Origin of the sequence: Metabacillus litoralis (genome assembly GCF_003667825.1) — a bacterium.
Taxonomy (GTDB): domain Bacteria; phylum Bacillota; class Bacilli; order Bacillales; family Bacillaceae; genus Metabacillus; species Metabacillus litoralis_B.
Genome location: NZ_CP033043.1, coordinates 877528 through 893249, shown reverse-complemented (window position 1 = coordinate 893249; position 15722 = coordinate 877528). Strand labels below are relative to the sequence as shown.

At 35.1% G+C, this 15722-nt stretch carries 20 protein-coding genes; all 20 read right to left on the bottom strand.

Going from position 1 to position 15722, the window contains the following annotated elements:
* Positions 1-9: 9 nt before the first annotated feature.
* Positions 10-675 (bottom strand): flagellar type III secretion system pore protein FliP, encoded by a 666-nt coding sequence (gene fliP, locus D9842_RS04205; RefSeq protein ID WP_098796306.1) that lies wholly within the window; start codon positions 673-675, stop codon positions 10-12.
* Positions 668-1360, bottom strand: coding sequence for a flagellar biosynthetic protein FliO (locus D9842_RS04200; protein WP_121661417.1), 693 nt, complete (start codon positions 1358-1360; stop codon positions 668-670). Before D9842_RS04200 ends, fliP begins: the two co-directional genes overlap by 8 nt.
* Before the next feature lie 13 nt (positions 1361-1373).
* The gene (locus tag D9842_RS04195) at positions 1374-1736 is read right to left on the bottom strand and encodes a response regulator (protein WP_098796304.1); all 363 of its coding nucleotides are present in this window, start codon (positions 1734-1736) and stop codon (positions 1374-1376) included.
* A 25-nt stretch (positions 1737-1761) separates the two neighbouring features.
* Positions 1762-3021, bottom strand: a complete 1260-nt coding sequence (fliY, locus tag D9842_RS04190; protein ID WP_121661416.1) for a flagellar motor switch phosphatase FliY — start codon at positions 3019-3021, stop codon at positions 1762-1764.
* Positions 3011-4009 (bottom strand): flagellar motor switch protein FliM, encoded by a 999-nt coding sequence (gene fliM / locus D9842_RS04185; protein WP_121661415.1) that lies wholly within the window; start codon positions 4007-4009, stop codon positions 3011-3013. The genes fliY and fliM overlap by 11 nt, the downstream gene beginning before the upstream one ends.
* 35 nt (positions 4010-4044) lie before the next feature.
* Complete coding sequence (fliL, locus tag D9842_RS04180; protein WP_121661414.1) at positions 4045-4473, bottom strand: flagellar basal body-associated protein FliL; 429 nt, start codon at positions 4471-4473, stop codon at positions 4045-4047.
* Positions 4466-4687: a flagellar FlbD family protein gene (locus tag D9842_RS04175; protein WP_121661413.1), complete on the bottom strand. Its 222-nt coding sequence runs from the start codon at positions 4685-4687 to the stop codon at positions 4466-4468. The genes fliL and D9842_RS04175 overlap by 8 nt, the downstream gene beginning before the upstream one ends.
* Before the next feature lie 50 nt (positions 4688-4737).
* Positions 4738-6258 carry a flagellar hook-basal body complex protein gene (locus D9842_RS04170; RefSeq protein WP_121661412.1) on the bottom strand — a complete coding sequence of 507 codons (1521 nt, stop codon included), beginning with the start codon at positions 6256-6258 and terminating at the stop codon, positions 4738-4740.
* 79 nt (positions 6259-6337) lie between these two features.
* On the bottom strand, positions 6338-6712 hold the full coding sequence (locus D9842_RS04165; RefSeq protein ID WP_373995090.1) for a TIGR02530 family flagellar biosynthesis protein: 375 nt from the start codon (positions 6710-6712) through the stop codon (positions 6338-6340).
* A 12-nt stretch (positions 6713-6724) separates the two neighbouring features.
* Positions 6725-7156: a flagellar hook assembly protein FlgD gene (flgD, locus tag D9842_RS04160; RefSeq protein ID WP_121661411.1), complete on the bottom strand. Its 432-nt coding sequence runs from the start codon at positions 7154-7156 to the stop codon at positions 6725-6727.
* An 11-nt stretch (positions 7157-7167) separates the two neighbouring features.
* On the bottom strand, positions 7168-8559 hold the full coding sequence (locus D9842_RS04155) for a flagellar hook-length control protein FliK (protein ID WP_121661410.1): 1392 nt from the start codon (positions 8557-8559) through the stop codon (positions 7168-7170).
* A 15-nt stretch (positions 8560-8574) separates the two neighbouring features.
* Positions 8575-9180 carry a MotE family protein gene (locus tag D9842_RS04150; RefSeq protein ID WP_121661409.1) on the bottom strand — a complete coding sequence of 202 codons (606 nt, stop codon included), beginning with the start codon at positions 9178-9180 and terminating at the stop codon, positions 8575-8577.
* Between the two features lie 11 nt (positions 9181-9191).
* Positions 9192-9635 (bottom strand): flagellar export protein FliJ, encoded by a 444-nt coding sequence (gene fliJ / locus D9842_RS04145; protein WP_121661408.1) that lies wholly within the window; start codon positions 9633-9635, stop codon positions 9192-9194.
* Positions 9635-10954 (bottom strand): flagellar protein export ATPase FliI, encoded by a 1320-nt coding sequence (fliI, locus tag D9842_RS04140; protein WP_121661407.1) that lies wholly within the window; start codon positions 10952-10954, stop codon positions 9635-9637. Before fliI ends, fliJ begins: the two co-directional genes overlap by 1 nt.
* Positions 10955-10961: 7 nt before the next feature.
* Entirely contained in the window at positions 10962-11720 is a 759-nt protein-coding gene (gene fliH, locus D9842_RS04135; RefSeq protein ID WP_162987288.1) for a flagellar assembly protein FliH, read from the bottom strand.
* On the bottom strand, positions 11713-12729 hold the full coding sequence (gene fliG / locus D9842_RS04130; protein WP_121661405.1) for a flagellar motor switch protein FliG: 1017 nt from the start codon (positions 12727-12729) through the stop codon (positions 11713-11715). Before fliG ends, fliH begins: the two co-directional genes overlap by 8 nt.
* A gap of 11 nt (positions 12730-12740) precedes the next feature.
* Positions 12741-14348, bottom strand: a complete 1608-nt coding sequence (gene fliF, locus D9842_RS04125) for a flagellar basal-body MS-ring/collar protein FliF (RefSeq protein WP_121661404.1) — start codon at positions 14346-14348, stop codon at positions 12741-12743.
* An 85-nt stretch (positions 14349-14433) separates the two neighbouring features.
* Positions 14434-14745 (bottom strand): flagellar hook-basal body complex protein FliE, encoded by a 312-nt coding sequence (fliE, locus tag D9842_RS04120; RefSeq protein ID WP_121661403.1) that lies wholly within the window; start codon positions 14743-14745, stop codon positions 14434-14436.
* Positions 14746-14755: 10 nt separating this feature from the next.
* The gene (gene flgC / locus D9842_RS04115) at positions 14756-15205 is read right to left on the bottom strand and encodes a flagellar basal body rod protein FlgC (RefSeq protein WP_121661402.1); all 450 of its coding nucleotides are present in this window, start codon (positions 15203-15205) and stop codon (positions 14756-14758) included.
* Between the two features lie 2 nt (positions 15206-15207).
* Entirely contained in the window at positions 15208-15600 is a 393-nt protein-coding gene (gene flgB / locus D9842_RS04110; RefSeq protein ID WP_121661401.1) for a flagellar basal body rod protein FlgB, read from the bottom strand.
* Positions 15601-15722 lie beyond the last annotated feature (122 nt).

The window sequence follows — 15722 nt, the reverse complement described above, 5'->3', positions numbered from 1 at the left end:
ACACCCATTCTAAAAACTTTGTAACAATGATTTAATAATTAAATACCAACCATCAACTAAAACAAATAATAATATTTTAAAAGGTAATGAAATCATTACTGGAGGAAGCATCATCATCCCCATTGACATAAGAATACTTGCGACAACCATATCAATAACTAAGAAAGGAATAAATATCATAAATCCAATTTGAAATGCTGTCTTAATCTCACTAATAGCAAATGCAGGCACAAGTGCTGTTAAAGGAATATCCTCTACTGATTCCGGTTGTTCAATTCCAGCATAGTTTAAAAATAACGCCAAATCTTTCTGCCTTGTATGTTTACTCATAAACTCTTTAAATGGAATTGCAGCTCGATCATAAGCTTCTTCTAACGTAATTTCCTCATTAAAAAGAGGCGTTAACGCCTGTTCATTTACCTGTGAAAAGGTTGGTGCCATTATAAAAAAGGTTAGAAATAGCGCGATTCCGATCAAAATTTGATTTGGTGGCATAGATTGTGTTGCAAGTGACGTTCGAACAAAGGATAAAACTATTATTATTCTAGTAAAACAAGTCATTAAGATTAAAATACTAGGTGCTATCGATAAAACTGTTAATAATAAAAGGAGCTTTACAGAGGTGCTGACATCTTCAGGGTTGCTATTGTTAAAAAACTCCATAAACTCATTCATGCTTGTCTAAACCCTTTCTTTCAATATCCTCAATCTGTTTTGTCCGCTCTTTTTTCATTTTTTCCAATTGCTCACTTAACTTTGTTGAAAATGTCATTGTTGACTCATTATGTTTCTGTCCTTTTGCACCTTGCTGAATAAATGAGAACACTTTTTGAATGAAGTCTTTTGATTCAACAACTCGTTCATGCTTTTGCTCAAACTCCTGAATAATCTTCTTACTTTCTTCTTCATCATTAATTTCCGTTAACAAAGAAATTGACTCACCTACACCAACTACTAAAACTCTGTCACCTATTTTCACCATTTGTACTGATTTGTTTTGTCCTACATTTGTACCGCCAAGATTAATAATTGCTTGTCCTTGCTGAAATACTCTGTTTCGTTTTGTTACAAACTTTAATAAAAAATAGATAAGAAAAAGGACTATACCGAGTGCAAAGAACATTTTAATAAAATCAAATGCAGTGACAGATAAAGCATCACCTTGGACATTTTCATCCGGACTTACTTGATCGTCTTCAACAATGTTTGTCTCGTCAGGATTTTGCGTTTGTTCTTCATCATTCATATTTTCATATACGCTTTTGTTTGAAGAATCCTCCGCAAGCACATGGAACGCAGCTTGCGGAGAGAATAAAATAAGAGCTAATAAAATCAAGATGACGTAGTTTCTACGAAGCAATGTCACTCCACCTTTAGCTTAAAGTTTTTCCAATCGCCTCTAATACACGGTCTGCTTGGAATGGCTTAACAATAAAATCCTTTGCTCCAGCTTGGATTGCATCAATAACCATTGCTTGCTGCCCCATCGCTGAACACATAATAACTTTTGCATTGCTGTTTAATTTCTTTATTTCTTTTAACGCTGCGATCCCATCCATTTCAGGCATTGTAATATCCATTGTTACCAAGTCTGGTTGAAGTTCTTTGTATTTTTCTACAGCTTGAGCTCCATCTGCTGCTTCAGCAACTACTTCATATCCATTCTTAGTTAAAATATCTTTAATCATCATTCTCATAAAAGCTGCATCGTCTACAATCATAATCTTGTGTGCCATAGTTTCCCCACTCCTACTATATTAATTATTTAAGTTTGTTTAAACGTTCAGATTGACTAATAATATCTGTAACACGGACTCCAAAATTCTCATCAATGACAACTACTTCACCTTTAGCCACAATTTTATTGTTTACTAAAATGTCAACATGCTCACCAGCTAACTTGTCCAATTCAATAATAGAACCAGATGATAATTCAAGAATTTCTTTTACAGAACGTTTTGTTCTACCAAGTTCAACTGTTACTTTTAGAGGGATGTCTAAAAGCATATCAAGATTTTGAATATCTTGTTGTTGATATTGCACAGGCTCAAAACTCGCAAATTCAGCTGGCTTTACATTAATTGTCGGCTGAGGTCTCTGTGGTTGAGCATATTGTGGTGGTGGAGCATGCATCTGCTGATTAGGCTGCCCCATATAAGGTTGTTGCTGTTGTTGATACATTGGCTGTTCATATTGTTGTTGCTGCTGTTGATACATTGGTTGTTGTGGAACTGGTTCTTCATATTGTTGGTGCTGAACTGTTGGCTGAGGAATAGTCTCTTCCCCTTTCACTGCTTCAGCTGTAACAGCAACCTCTTGTGATGGGTTAATTAATTGATCAATTAAATCTTTAGCAAAATATAAAGGTAATAATTGCATGATATTCGAATCAATTAATGTACCGATTTTTAGTCTAAACGATACCTGAACTAACAAGTCTTCATTAGGAATAGTATTAGCATCCTCAGTCTCATTCACATCTAGGAGCTCAACTGTTGGTGGTGAAATATCTACTTTTTTATTGAAGATAGTAGACATTGATGTAGCCGCTGAACCCATCATTTGGTTCATTGCTTCCTGAACAGCACTTACTTGAATGTCTCCAAGCATATCATCAGGATTTGTTCCATCTCCACCCATCATTAAATCAGCAATAATGGCTGCATCACTTTGTTTAATGACTAAAATGTTACTTCCAGAAAAGCCCTCTGTATAATTCACTTCAATTGCCACATAAGGATGTTGGAACTGATCTCCAAGTTTATTTTTATGAACAATTGAAACACTTGGTGTTGTAATTTCAACCTTTTGTTGAAGTAGTGTAGATAAAGCTGTTGCAGAACTACCGAACGAAATATTACCAATTTCCCCAATCGCATCTTCTTCCATTTCACTGAAGTAATCCTCGTTCTTTAATTGCTCTTCTTCATTTGTTTCTGCAGGAGTTTCTTCTTCATCAACGCTTGATCCTTTTAACAAAGCATCAATTTCATCCTGAGATAACATATCATTACTCACCATCTTCGTCACCTCTCGATAAGTGGTCAATAATTTGAACCGCTAATTTTTTGTTTAATTTCCCTGGTTGTCCAGTAAACTTTGGCTTGTCACCTATTTTAACCACCAATGGTTGATCGATCGTACGATCTAATGGAATGACATCTCCAGGTTGTAATTGAAGAAAATCCTGAATAGATAATTCAGATGACCCCAATTCTGCAGACACTGTAAGATCAGCAAGATTAATTTGCTTTTTCAAGGCATCAATCTCGTTTTGCTTAGGCTCTTTACGATCAGATTGCATCCAATAATGTACAGAAAGCTTTGGGATGATTGGCTCCAAAACAACATGTGGGATACACAAATTTATCATCCCGCTCGTTTCTCCCACTTGGATATTCAATGATATAACAACAACTGTTTCATTCGGAGAAACCATCTGTAAAAACTGAGGGTTCACTTCAAAGTCTGCCATTACAGGATCAATTTCAACTAAAGAATCCCAAGCTTCTTGATAGTTTTCTAATGATTTTTCAAAAATATTTGAAATAATTTTCGTTTCAATTTCAGTTAAATTTTCAATTTTGTTAACACTCGCACCGATACCACCCATAATTCGATCCATCATAGCGTATGCTATATTAGGATTAACTTCCATTAACACTCTACCTTCCAAAGGGTGTACTTCAAATATATTTAATACGGTCATCTTTGGAATAGATCGAATAAATTCTTCGTATGGTAATTGGTCAACAGAACCAACAGTTATTTGTATATATGTTCTTAATTGAGCTGAAAAGTGTGTTGTTAATAGTCTCGCAAAGTTATCATGAATTCTGGTCAAACTTCGAATTTGATCTTTTGAGAATCGCAAAGCACGTTTAAAATCATAAACCTTTACTTTTTTATTGGATTCTTCTTTCTTTAATTCATCTGCATCCATTTCACCTGTTGAAATAGCAGATAGCAAGGCATCAATTTCACTTTGTGATAAAATATCACCTGCCAAAGTTTTCACCTCCCATTAAAATTTGTCAGTATTTTCTATTGAAGGATATAGGAAGTGGTATAAACCTTATTGACCTTGCCTTCTTGCATCAACTCGTTTACTTTAACTGTAATTGTTTCTTTTAGTTTATTCATACCTTCAGCACCATCAAGCTGATCCGCGTTCATATTAGCCAATTCAGAAATGATAATATCACGAACTTGAAACTCACGTTGCGTCAATTCTTCCATGGCCTTCTTTGAGTCTGTTTCAATTTTAAATGATAATCGTACTATATTTCCACTGGATAAATTTGTGGTTATTTCCGGTATGTCTACAGATGCCTCAACCACCTCTTTAATTGGAGGTGCTTTATGCTCATCTTCATCTCCAAGAAATTTTGTAACAACAACTAAGGCTGTAACCCCAATCAATGTTATAGAACTTATAATGACAAGCATTATCGTTAAAAGCTTCTTATTCATCTCCCAAGACCTCCGAGTCTTTTCTCAGCGACAATACATTTATATTTCTATAGAAGGAAGAGATCTTTGATCGAACCTCTTGTTCATTCTCCTTCACAACATATTTGTGACCATTTGTTAGAGTAATTGTTGTGTCAGGAAATGATTCAATTACCTCAATATATAATGCATTCAAGGTAAATGATTTACCATTCAACCTAGTAACTTGAATCATATTTACAGGAGCTGAGTAGCCGAGCTATATATCAGCCCCTTCCCCCCTTATTAACGTTTTAGGTTCACTAGTTCTTGTAGTATTTCGTCTGAAGTTGTAATTATTTTTGTATTTGATTGGAACCCACGTTGAGCTACGATCATTTCAGTAAATTCTTCTGATAAGTCAACATTTGACATTTCAAGTGCACCGGCTACAATAGAAGCAACTCCGTTAGTACCTGGTGCGAAAAGCTCGTCTAATTGAATTCCATTAGCATTTTTATCAACTTTCCCTGAGTTAGAAGATTCTCTGAATAAGTTTCCGCCAGCCTTTTCAAGACCACCTGCGTTAGCAAAGTTTGCTAGGCGGATTTGACCGGCTACATTTAATTGACCGCTACTGTTAACAAATGTAACAGTTCCGTCTGGACCAATTGAGAAGCTTTGCGCGTCAAGTGGGATTTGGATTAGGCCCGCTTCTCCACTTAAGGCGTCTGACCATTTCGGAGTTATAAGGTTTTCAGCTGAGTTTTCAAATGTTACAACAGATTGTGCGACTTGGTCTAGGTCAACTTTTGAATCAGTTATTTTATCTAATAGTGCTTTTATCTTACTAATATCAGATGTGACACTTGTAGCTGTTGGATCTGCCGTTGGGTATTCAGTATTAGTAAGAGATTCAACATTAGTACTCACAGGTGTAATGATATCTGACACTGGATCTTGCCCATTATACGCAGTTATCTTATCATTTAAGTCTTTTACTGCACCTGAAGTAGTAGATGGTTTATTGAATTGATCGGCAGCAATATTATAGCCTGCACCAGCATAGCTACTACCTGCTTTACCTTCAACAAAATCGGTGAAATCCTTTAGTGCATTCTTCGCTGCAGTTTCAGCAGAGGTAATTTTGGTACTATTTCCTGTCGCTAAAGCATCTTCATATTCATTGTAAGCTGATAAAAGAGTGTTTGATTTGCTTTCGAGAACTTTCACAGCATCTAAAACTTTTTTGTATGAACCTTCAAAACTATTTATGGCAGTCAAAGCTGCATTTGATTTAGTAAAAGCTGCATTTGTTGGAAGTGTTTTTTCACCAGTTTCTCCAACTAAAAATAATCCATCAGAAGTAACTAAATACCCTCTATCATCCATATAAAAGTTTCCAGCTCTTGTATAACTAAGATTCATCGCACGGTCAATAGCTCCAGTAATTTTGTTGTTCCCCATTTGATTTCCACGGTCAACACCAACACGAGCTAAGTCAGAAATCGTAGCGACAGGAAAGAACCCATCACCTGATAATGCCAAATCAAGTGTTCTAGCTGTTGTTTGTGTCGCACCTGTTGTATGAATTACGTCAATAGATGAAGTCTGTGTACCTAAACCAACTTGCTGTGCGTTTGTTCCACCACGGGCACCGTTTGCTGCACCTGCACCTGAGATCTGCTGACTGATTAAATCTTTAAATGTTGTACGTGATTTTTTATAACCATAAGTATTAACGTTTGCGATGTTATTTCCGATAACATCTAGCTTCATTTGAAAGTTTTTCATACCACTGATACCTGAGTACATTGAACGTAACATTTAGTTTTCTCTCCTCATTTTTTGGATTTTGTTGTTTCAGTCGATCCACAACATAAGCTTCCTCTAGCAGGGCCAGCTTTTAATCCATAATAATTGTTCCATTTATATTGGTAAAAATTTGAGATTTCGCTTCTTCAATATTCATTGCCGTAACAACTGTTTTGTTTTTTGCACTAACGATAAGAGCAGCATCCTGCAAGATAACGAGTGAATCCGTCACACCTTTATAGCTTGCCTCCTGCACTTTTTCCTCGATCAAATTCCAATCATTATCAGAGATATGTATATCTCTTTGCTGAATTCTTTCTTGTGCATGTTTACTAATCTTTAAAGTTGGGTTTTGCAACTCACTAAGAACTTCTTTAAATGAAGTTTGAGATTTTAAAACATTAGTTCTGGATTTCATTGCATCTAATGTTTGTGAAGTAACAGGATTAATAGGTAACGTCATCATCAACACACCCCCTTACTCAGGCTGGCTGATTTTTGTTACTAAATCACTCGTAATTTCTTTCCCATTATCAAGTTCAAGAATTATGCTATTGTTTTTTTGTTTGATTGCTTTTACAACTCCAGTTTGTACAGCCTCTTCAGCACCTGAATCTGACCATTCAATAGATTTACCAATCATCTCTGAATATTTTAAAATAGAATCGGTTGTTTTTTGTGTATCTAAAAACTTTTGCATTAAGGAATTCATGTTGGTAATCTGTTCAAGTGATGAAAAGTTAGCCATCTGTGAAATAAATTCTTTATCTTCCATCGGATTTAATGGATCTTGGTTTTGAAGTTGTGTCATAAGTATTTTTAAAAATTCATCTTTTCCAAGATTGGATCCAGAATTACGAGTTTTTGTATTGTTCGACAATAATAAGCTCGGATCTATAGATACAGACATAAGCAGCCTCCTTAAATTGAAATGTTTAATGCATCATTTAGTGAATCTTTAAAGTTCACATTATTTTGTTCTTCTTGATCGGAATTTGCATTTTGATTGTTTTGTTCTTTTCCTTGTTTAGGGTCTTTATTTTCTCTTAGGAATTTAGAGGAATCATCAGTAAAAACTTCAAATCTCTCAAACTCTATATTTACATTTGGTAATGCCTGCCTTAGCTGAGATCCACTATGTTCTAACAATTCTTTTGCTGATTGTGTGGCAGCAATGATTTTCGCAACCATTTCACCATTCTGCTGTTGAACAATTCTGATTGTAATGGACCCAAGATGCTCTGGAGTCAAATTTATAACTAAACGGCTTGTACCATTGTTAAATTGAGAGAGTCTACTATTTTTCAGCAACTCGATCATTTTATTTGTGAATTCTTCTTTAGTCGAAGTTAATATATTTGTATTTTTATTTTCAGCAACGGTCATAAACTGATCTTTTTGTACGAATTTGTCTAATTGAATTGTAAAGGTTTCTTCTGGAACAGAAACTGAATTTAATGAAAGACCTGAGTTATGTTGACTAGCAACTAACTCTTTATTAAATGAATTATTTTGATCCGTATTTTCTGCTGAATCGACTACAGTCATTAGCTTTGTCAGTAGTTCTTTAACTTTAGATAAATCATCTGATGTGAGTATCTGTTTTAAGTGATCAGCTACATCAGAATCAGCTAATAGAGAGTCTTTAAGAAAATTTTTGGCATAATTTGCTTCGGAAGGGTTTTCCATTAAGCTTAGGAGTTTACTATAATAGCGTAAATCATCTAAAACTTGTTCACTTGCTTTGCTAATAATCATTTGACCTTCCAATAAAGCTTTATCTTCCTTACTCATATTTTCTAGTGCAAAAAACATATCATCGACGTTAAGGTCATCCGCTGGAGAAAAGCTTGGGAACTCACTTTCTAATAGTGCATGTAGCTTTTCCATTATATTAGACATGCCAACGGAACCGTCCGTTTTAGCGATATCTTCTATTTTTATAGCTAAGGCTAAGACACTAATCCCAAAAGGAAGTTTATCTGTTGAGTTTAGTAAGTCTTCTAATGAAGTAAACTCATTTAACAGCTCATTCATACTTGTTTGTATACTTGAAAGATCTTCTTCAGATAGATCGTTAGTGGTTGAGTCTTTACTTAGCTGATTCCCTAGAATTTCTTTTATCTCATTCTTAACTTCTGTTAATAACTCCTTTTGTTGTACATCTTGTTTAGGGGTTACAGCAGTTGGCTGTTCATGTCGAGATTGTTGTTGTACAGAACCTATAATATCTTTAAAGCTACTTCCAGTACTGCTCTGATTCGTCCTTTTTTGTGAAAAGCTTTGAATATCAAACAAATTTGCGATTTTCACATTTCCACCTCCCTTCTACTCTTCGTTAGAAGACAATAACCCGGTATATTTCACTGCATCTTCAACGGTCATTTTTGCTAATATATCAGCAACTTGCTTATCATCTAATGAAGTAAGAATTAACAAAGCATCTTCTTGAGATAAATTTGGAATAATCTCCGCTGCTTTCTTACTGCTCATATTGTCGTATAAGCTAGAAATATCCTTTTTTTGATTGTTTGTTTCTGCTTCTGTATTTTTAATTTCTTCAAGTTGTTTTTCCAATGAGCTTATTTCTTGTGTGAGGGTTTGAACTTCTTTTTCTTTATTCGTTAAATCCTTTTCAAGAGCGGTAATCATCACTGATTGTTCCTCAACCGTTTCTTCAAGCTTCTTTATTTCTTTTTTCTGAGCTTCTTCTTTCATAACTTGAGAAGTAGCGGGTGTTTCTTCTTCTTCTTTGAATAATTTTTCAACGACAGGTATTTCCTTTAATGTTGATTTGGCTTTTCCTAGTACATCAAAGCCTGCTACGGATAAAATAACACCGACTAACGTTAAAGTGAAAATCATCGGAATAAATATAACAAAGAAAAACCATTGAAATTTACCGAATTCTTGTTTTTCAGTTTCAGTTTCCACTTTGGCTTCACCTAACTTCCACGATACATATAAGATTGGATAGAAAGATCATCCATTTGCTTGTTTTCAGAATGTTTTGTTGCCAAAATATACTGTTCCAGCTGTTTTTCTTTCAGCTTTTCGTATTTTTTCACTTCAATATTTTTCTGCATAAGCTTTATCTGTTTTTCATTCATTCTGTTTCTTGTTAACTGAACCAGTTTTTGATAATGAGTAATTGTTTTTTCGATATTGCTAACAAATTGTTGATAATGTCTAATTTCCTGAACAGACATTCCACTATTTAATCGCGCAAGAGTTGTTTCCTCTAACACTTCTTTTTGTTTCAAAGAATCGTATAATTTGTTCGCTACATCCTCAAAATCATTTACGGATTGATTATACTCAGCTAGTGATTGTTCTTTTTCATTTTCTTTAACATCCATTATTTTTTGGAATCGAAATGGATTTACCATTAAAAATCACCTTTTTCGATTAACTGATTAAGTGAAAGAATACTTTGTTCAATTGTTACTTTATCTTCAACATTTTGCTTTAAAAACGAAATAATTTTCGGATAAAATTTAATTGCTTCATCAATTTCCCGTGAAGAACTTCTTTTATAAGCCCCGATATTAATTAAATCTTCGGAATTCAAATAGGTTGAAAGGAGATCACGTAGTTTTGATGCTGAACTTTTGTGTCCTGAATCAACGATTTGATTCATAACACGACTAATGCTTTTCAGAACATTAATTGCTGGGAATTGTCCTTTATTTGCGAGTTGTCGGTCCAATACAATATGACCATCTAATATACCTCGAACAGTATCTGAGATTGGTTCATTTAAATCATCACCATCAACAAGAACTGTATAAAAAGCAGTGATTGTTCCTTGCTCATTTGTACCAGTTCGTTCCAATAGTTTAGGCAAAATGGCAAAAACCGATGGGGTATATCCTTTTGTTGTTGGTGGTTCCCCTACTGCAAGTCCGATTTCACGCTGTGCCATTGCCACACGCGTAACAGAGTCCATCATAAACATGACATTTAACCCTTTATCACGAAAATACTCAGCAATAGCAGTTGCGGTATACGCCGCCTTCATCCTCATAAGAGCCGGCTGATCTGAAGTGGCAACAACAACAATTGATCTTTTTAATCCTTCAGGTCCAAGATCTTTATCAATAAACTCTCTTACCTCACGTCCACGTTCACCTATGAGCGCGATCACATTTAAATCTGCATTTGTGTTTCGAGCAATCATACCCATTAATGTACTTTTACCAACACCACTACCAGCAAAAATACCTACACGCTGACCTTTTCCAACCGTTAACAAGCTATCAATAACACGGACTCCAACTTCCATTTTCTCATGGATGGGTGGACGCTTCATTGGATTGGGAGGAGATTGATCAGTTGGTACACTTGCTAGGCCCTTTGGAAGATTGGATTCATTTAAAGGTAATCCAAAAGCATCGACTACTTGTCCTATCAAACCCATGCCGACTTTTACTGTTAAAGGTTCATCCGTTGCTTCAACAATACTTCCAGGTGATATATGCGTCACTTGCAAATATGGCATTAACAGAACATTTTCATCTTTAAAGCCAACAACCTCTGCCGGAATTTTTGTTTTCTTAGATGATCCGGTATAAATATAACAAAGGTCACCAATTGAGCTTTCAGGTCCTCTTGATTCAATCATCAACCCGACTACCCTTTTTACTTTTCCATAACGCTTATAGGAATCTAAACTGTCAATTGTATGAATCAGATCGACTGCTCTCAATTGGAAATCACCTCTCATCAAGTAAATCTAGTAATTGCTTTTTTAATTGCTCTAATTGAGTATCAATACTTAGATCAATTCGCCCAAAAGCAGATTCGATAAAGCAATCCTGCTCATTTAATTCTGCATTAGCATAAACATATAAGTCTGTGTCATTTGTCACCAATGTTTTTAATTCATCTTTTTGACTTAACACTAATTCGTAGTAACAAGGATGAACATGTATTTTAATATTTTCATATTCTTTTACTTCAAGAAGCCCCTTTTTTACTAAAGGAAGAAAATTCTCCTGTGAATCAACAAGTTTAGAACTAATAATTTTTTCTGCTACTTTTATCGATAGTTCTAAGATTGTATTTTCAGCAGATTGAATAACTTCATCATAATCATGCTTTGCCATATCGATCATTCTTTTCGACTCTTCTATATGAGCATGATATTGTCTTAGTGCTTCTTGTCTTCCCAGTTCCAAACCTTCTGCATGCCCCTCTTGCATGGCCTGTTCTACTAATTGTTCACGTTCTTGATGCCATTCATTTCTTTCACCATCTATTTGCTGCTTTATTCTAGATGACTCTTCATGTGCAGATTGGATGATCTTCTCTGCTTCTACTCTTGCTGTTTGGATAATATATGAAGATTCTTTTAATAACTCAGGGTCATCTTGAGTTACTTTATCTTGCATGAATAACTGAAGTTGCTGGACTGCTATCGTTTTTTTGTCATCATGATGATTAGTGAATTGAGACTTAATAAGCCTAGACAATAATATCATCTCCTCCACCACGGGCAATGACAATTTCACCAGCTTCTTCAAGCCTTCTAATAACTCCAACAATTCTTGATTGTGCCTCTTCTACATCACGAAGTCTAACTGGTCCCATAAATTCCATTTCTTCTTTGAACGTATCAACCATTCGTTTAGACATATTCTTAAAGACAACATCTCTAACTTCTTCACTAGCAACTTTAAGTGAAAGCATTAAATCATCGTTTTCTACATCTCTAATCACACGCTGTATTGCACGATTATCAAGTGTAACAATGTCTTCAAAGACAAACATTCTCTTTTTAATTTCTTCAGCCAATACAGGATCCTGAATCTCAAGTGAATCAAGGATGGTTCTTTCTGTTGTTCGATCCACTCCATTTAATACTTCAACAACTGCCTCAATTCCACCAGTTTGTGTAAAGTCTTGAGTAACTGTTGATGAAAGCTTGCGTTCAAGTATCTGTTCAACCTCATTAATTATTTCAGGAGCTGTTCTATCCATTACAGCAATTCTTCGCGCAACATCAGCTTGCAGTTCTTGTGGAAGCTCAGATAAAATTTGTCCTGATTGAGTCGGTTCTAAATAAGAAAGAATCAGGGCAATTGTCTGAGGATGCTCATTTTGAATAAAGTTTAAAATCTGTGATGGATCTGCCTTTCTTGCAAAGTCAAATGGTTTCACTTGTAAGGAAGATGTTAGTCGATGGATAATGCTAGTTGCTTTATCCTCACCTAATGCCTTTTCAAGTACCTCTTTTGCGTAAGCAATACCACCTTGGGTGATAAAATCTTGTGCCATTGCAATATCATGAAATTCCTCAATAATTTCTTCTTTCTTTTCGGAATCGACCTTTCGTACACCTGAAATCTCTAATGTTAATTTTTCGATTTCTTCTTCAGACAAATGTTTATATACAGATGCTGATACTTCTGGTCCTAAAGAGATTAAAAGAATGGCAGCCTTCTGTTTACCTGTTAATGTGTTATTATCTTTCCTAGCCATCAGTTAACCTCCTATTCCTCAGAAATCCAAGTTCGTAACAGTTTTGCAAAATCTTCTGGTTTTTCTTTCGCCATTTTTTCTAGCTGCTTTTTACGAACTGTAGTTTCTGTTTCAATTTCGTTGTTGTTGATATCTTGTATATCAAATGTGGGTCCATCCTGTAGGTCTTCTTCTTCTTCTTCAAGCTCTTCATTTTCTTGCTTTTTCTTTCTAACTAGTAGAATGATAAGAACAATGATTGCTAATAGTAATACTCCTCCTACAATGTACATCCAAATTGGAATAACTGGAGTAGCTTCAGCTTCTGCAAGTTGCTGCTTACCATCGAACGGTTGTACAGAAACGACTACTTTTTCTTCAAGTTGCTCTTGCGTTAAAGGCTCTGCATCAGCTTCTTTATTAATTGATGTTCTTACAATTGTTGATAATATTTGTTGAATATCTTCTTCGCGTTCAGGTGAAAATGAATCCAGATTTTCTGGATCTGGTGGTTCAACCATCACTTGAATTCCTAAGTCACGTATTTTATATGGACTTTCTACAATCTGTTTATTAATACGATTTACTTCATTATTTACTCTTTCTTCAATACGTTCATAATCTCCGTTACCAGCGCCTCCGGCTGTTGCTTCATAAGCTGGAATATCGTTCTCTCCAACTCCATTCACTCCACCAGCCGCTGCTCCATCTCCCGTGTAGGCTTCTGTAATTCTTTCAACACTGACCGCAATTCCTTCATCAGTACCTTCAACTACCGGAGATACAAGATTTTCTTCACGATTTTCTTGAGTGAAGTCAATATCTGTTGTTACAGCAACAACAACTTTGTCTTGCCCCATCATCGTACCCAATAACTTTTGAACATCTCGTTGAATATCTTGTTCAATTTGAGCTTTAATTTCTTGCTGAGAAGCATAGCTTGTACCTGGTGAAGAGTTTTGACCATTATTTAGATCATAATAGTTAAAGTTTTGATCCATAATGACGATATTATCTGTAGAAAGATTTGGAACACTTTTTGACACTAAGTGGAAAAGTGCATTAACTTTTTCTTGATCTAATTGAGCTCCAGGTTTTAAATTTAAAACAACTGAAGCAGATGAACCTTCAGTTTGATCACCTACAAAAACAGATTCTGCTGGAAGATTAATCATGACATTTGCATTATTAACTCCGTCTATCCCCTTCATTAAGTTCGAAAGTTCTGTTTGAGTAGCCTTAAGTTTTATCACATCAAACTCTTTATCCGTCATTCCAAATCCAGAATCCTTACCAAAATAGGAATAGTCAATTGTTCCCGTATTTGGAACACCTTCAGCTGCTAGTTCAACCATCAATGTGTCCACCATCTCTTTTGGTACCATAATCGTTGAACCATTATTTGAGATTTCGGACTGAACACCCTTCGCATCAAGTGTTTCTTTAATTTGACCTGTTTCAGCAGGAGAAAGATTAGAATAAAGAGGAACTAAATTAGGTTTTGACACAAAATAAGTCAATAGCCCTGCTATAACAAAAAATAGAATGGTACCTGTTATAATAAGGGTTTTTTGTCCTTTACTTCTTTCTTGCCATAACCCAGTTAGTTTATCTTTTGTATTCATCATTTTTTCGTTCATTCCATAAAATCCCCCGGTCACAATGACTTTCTGCATTTCGTAGTCAGAACCGCTCTAATATAAGTAGAACGGTTCCTCTAATCTACTAAACCTGCATTCTCATCATTTCTTGATATGCTTCAATCGCTTTATTTCTGACTTCTATAGCTGTTAGAAGCGTAATACTTGATTTCTGGGATGCAATCATGACATCATGAAGTTCCACATTTTTGCCGCTTGCAAGAGCCTCTGTCATTTTATCTGATTCTAGTTGTGCTTTATTGATCTCATTAATAGATTGTTTTAACGTTTCTGCAAAACTAATTTTATTTTCGTTCTGGATATTTGTTATATTTGTAGCCTTTGGTTGAACAGGCTGAGTTGTTGTTACTTGAAATGGACTTATTCTATTAATCATTTCTAATCACCTATTTCCCAATTTCTAATGCTTTCATCAGCATTCCTTTAGAAGCATTCATTGCAGTAACATTTGCTTCATATGATCGAGTGCTACTAATAAGATCAACCATTTCCTTTAAAGGGTCAACATTCGGCATCGCGACATAGCCTTCATCATTAGCGTCTGGATGCTCAGGGTCATAGACTAATTCAAACGGAGTATCATCTTCGACAATTTCCGTTACTTTTACCCCATCAGCTTTTGTTGATGAGCCCATTGCCTTATTAAGAAAAGAGGAAAAACTATTTCCTTGGGGCTGAGTGACAACCATTTTTCTGCGATATGGTTGCCACTCACCATCAATGAATTCCCCTCTGGTTGTGTCCATATTAGCCATATTCGAAGAAATAACGTCCATTCTAACCCGCTGAGCAGTTAATGCTGAACCAGATGTGTTTATTGAATGAAAAATAGACATATTTAATTGCCACCTTTAATCACTGTTTTAAGTGAGTTAAATTTCCCACTTATTCTTTCAATGAGCGCATTATATTGAATTTGATTTTTTGCCATCTCTGTCATTTCTTGATCAATATCAACGTTATTTCCATTATGTTGATAATTTGTATTATTTCTTGAAACGATTCTATAGTTTGACGTATCTGAACCACCAAATTCAATGTGTTTGGCGTTTGTCTTTGTAGCCTGAAGCTTTTGCATTTCATTTGATAATGCAGTATTAAACCGAACCTCTTGAGATTTATAATTCGGGGTATCAACATTGGCAATGTTATTAGAGATTACCTTTTGCTTAGCAGTTGAATGAGAAAGTGCGTTTTCTAAACTATTTATTGTATTTGAAAATAATTTCATAATATCCCCTCACAAAATGTAAAGTACATACGTATCGTATAATGTCGAAATATGTGTTTTCTTCTTACTCATTGTATGAAATATTAGTCTTAAAGTCTATTAAGGTTTTGTAAAAAAAAGTC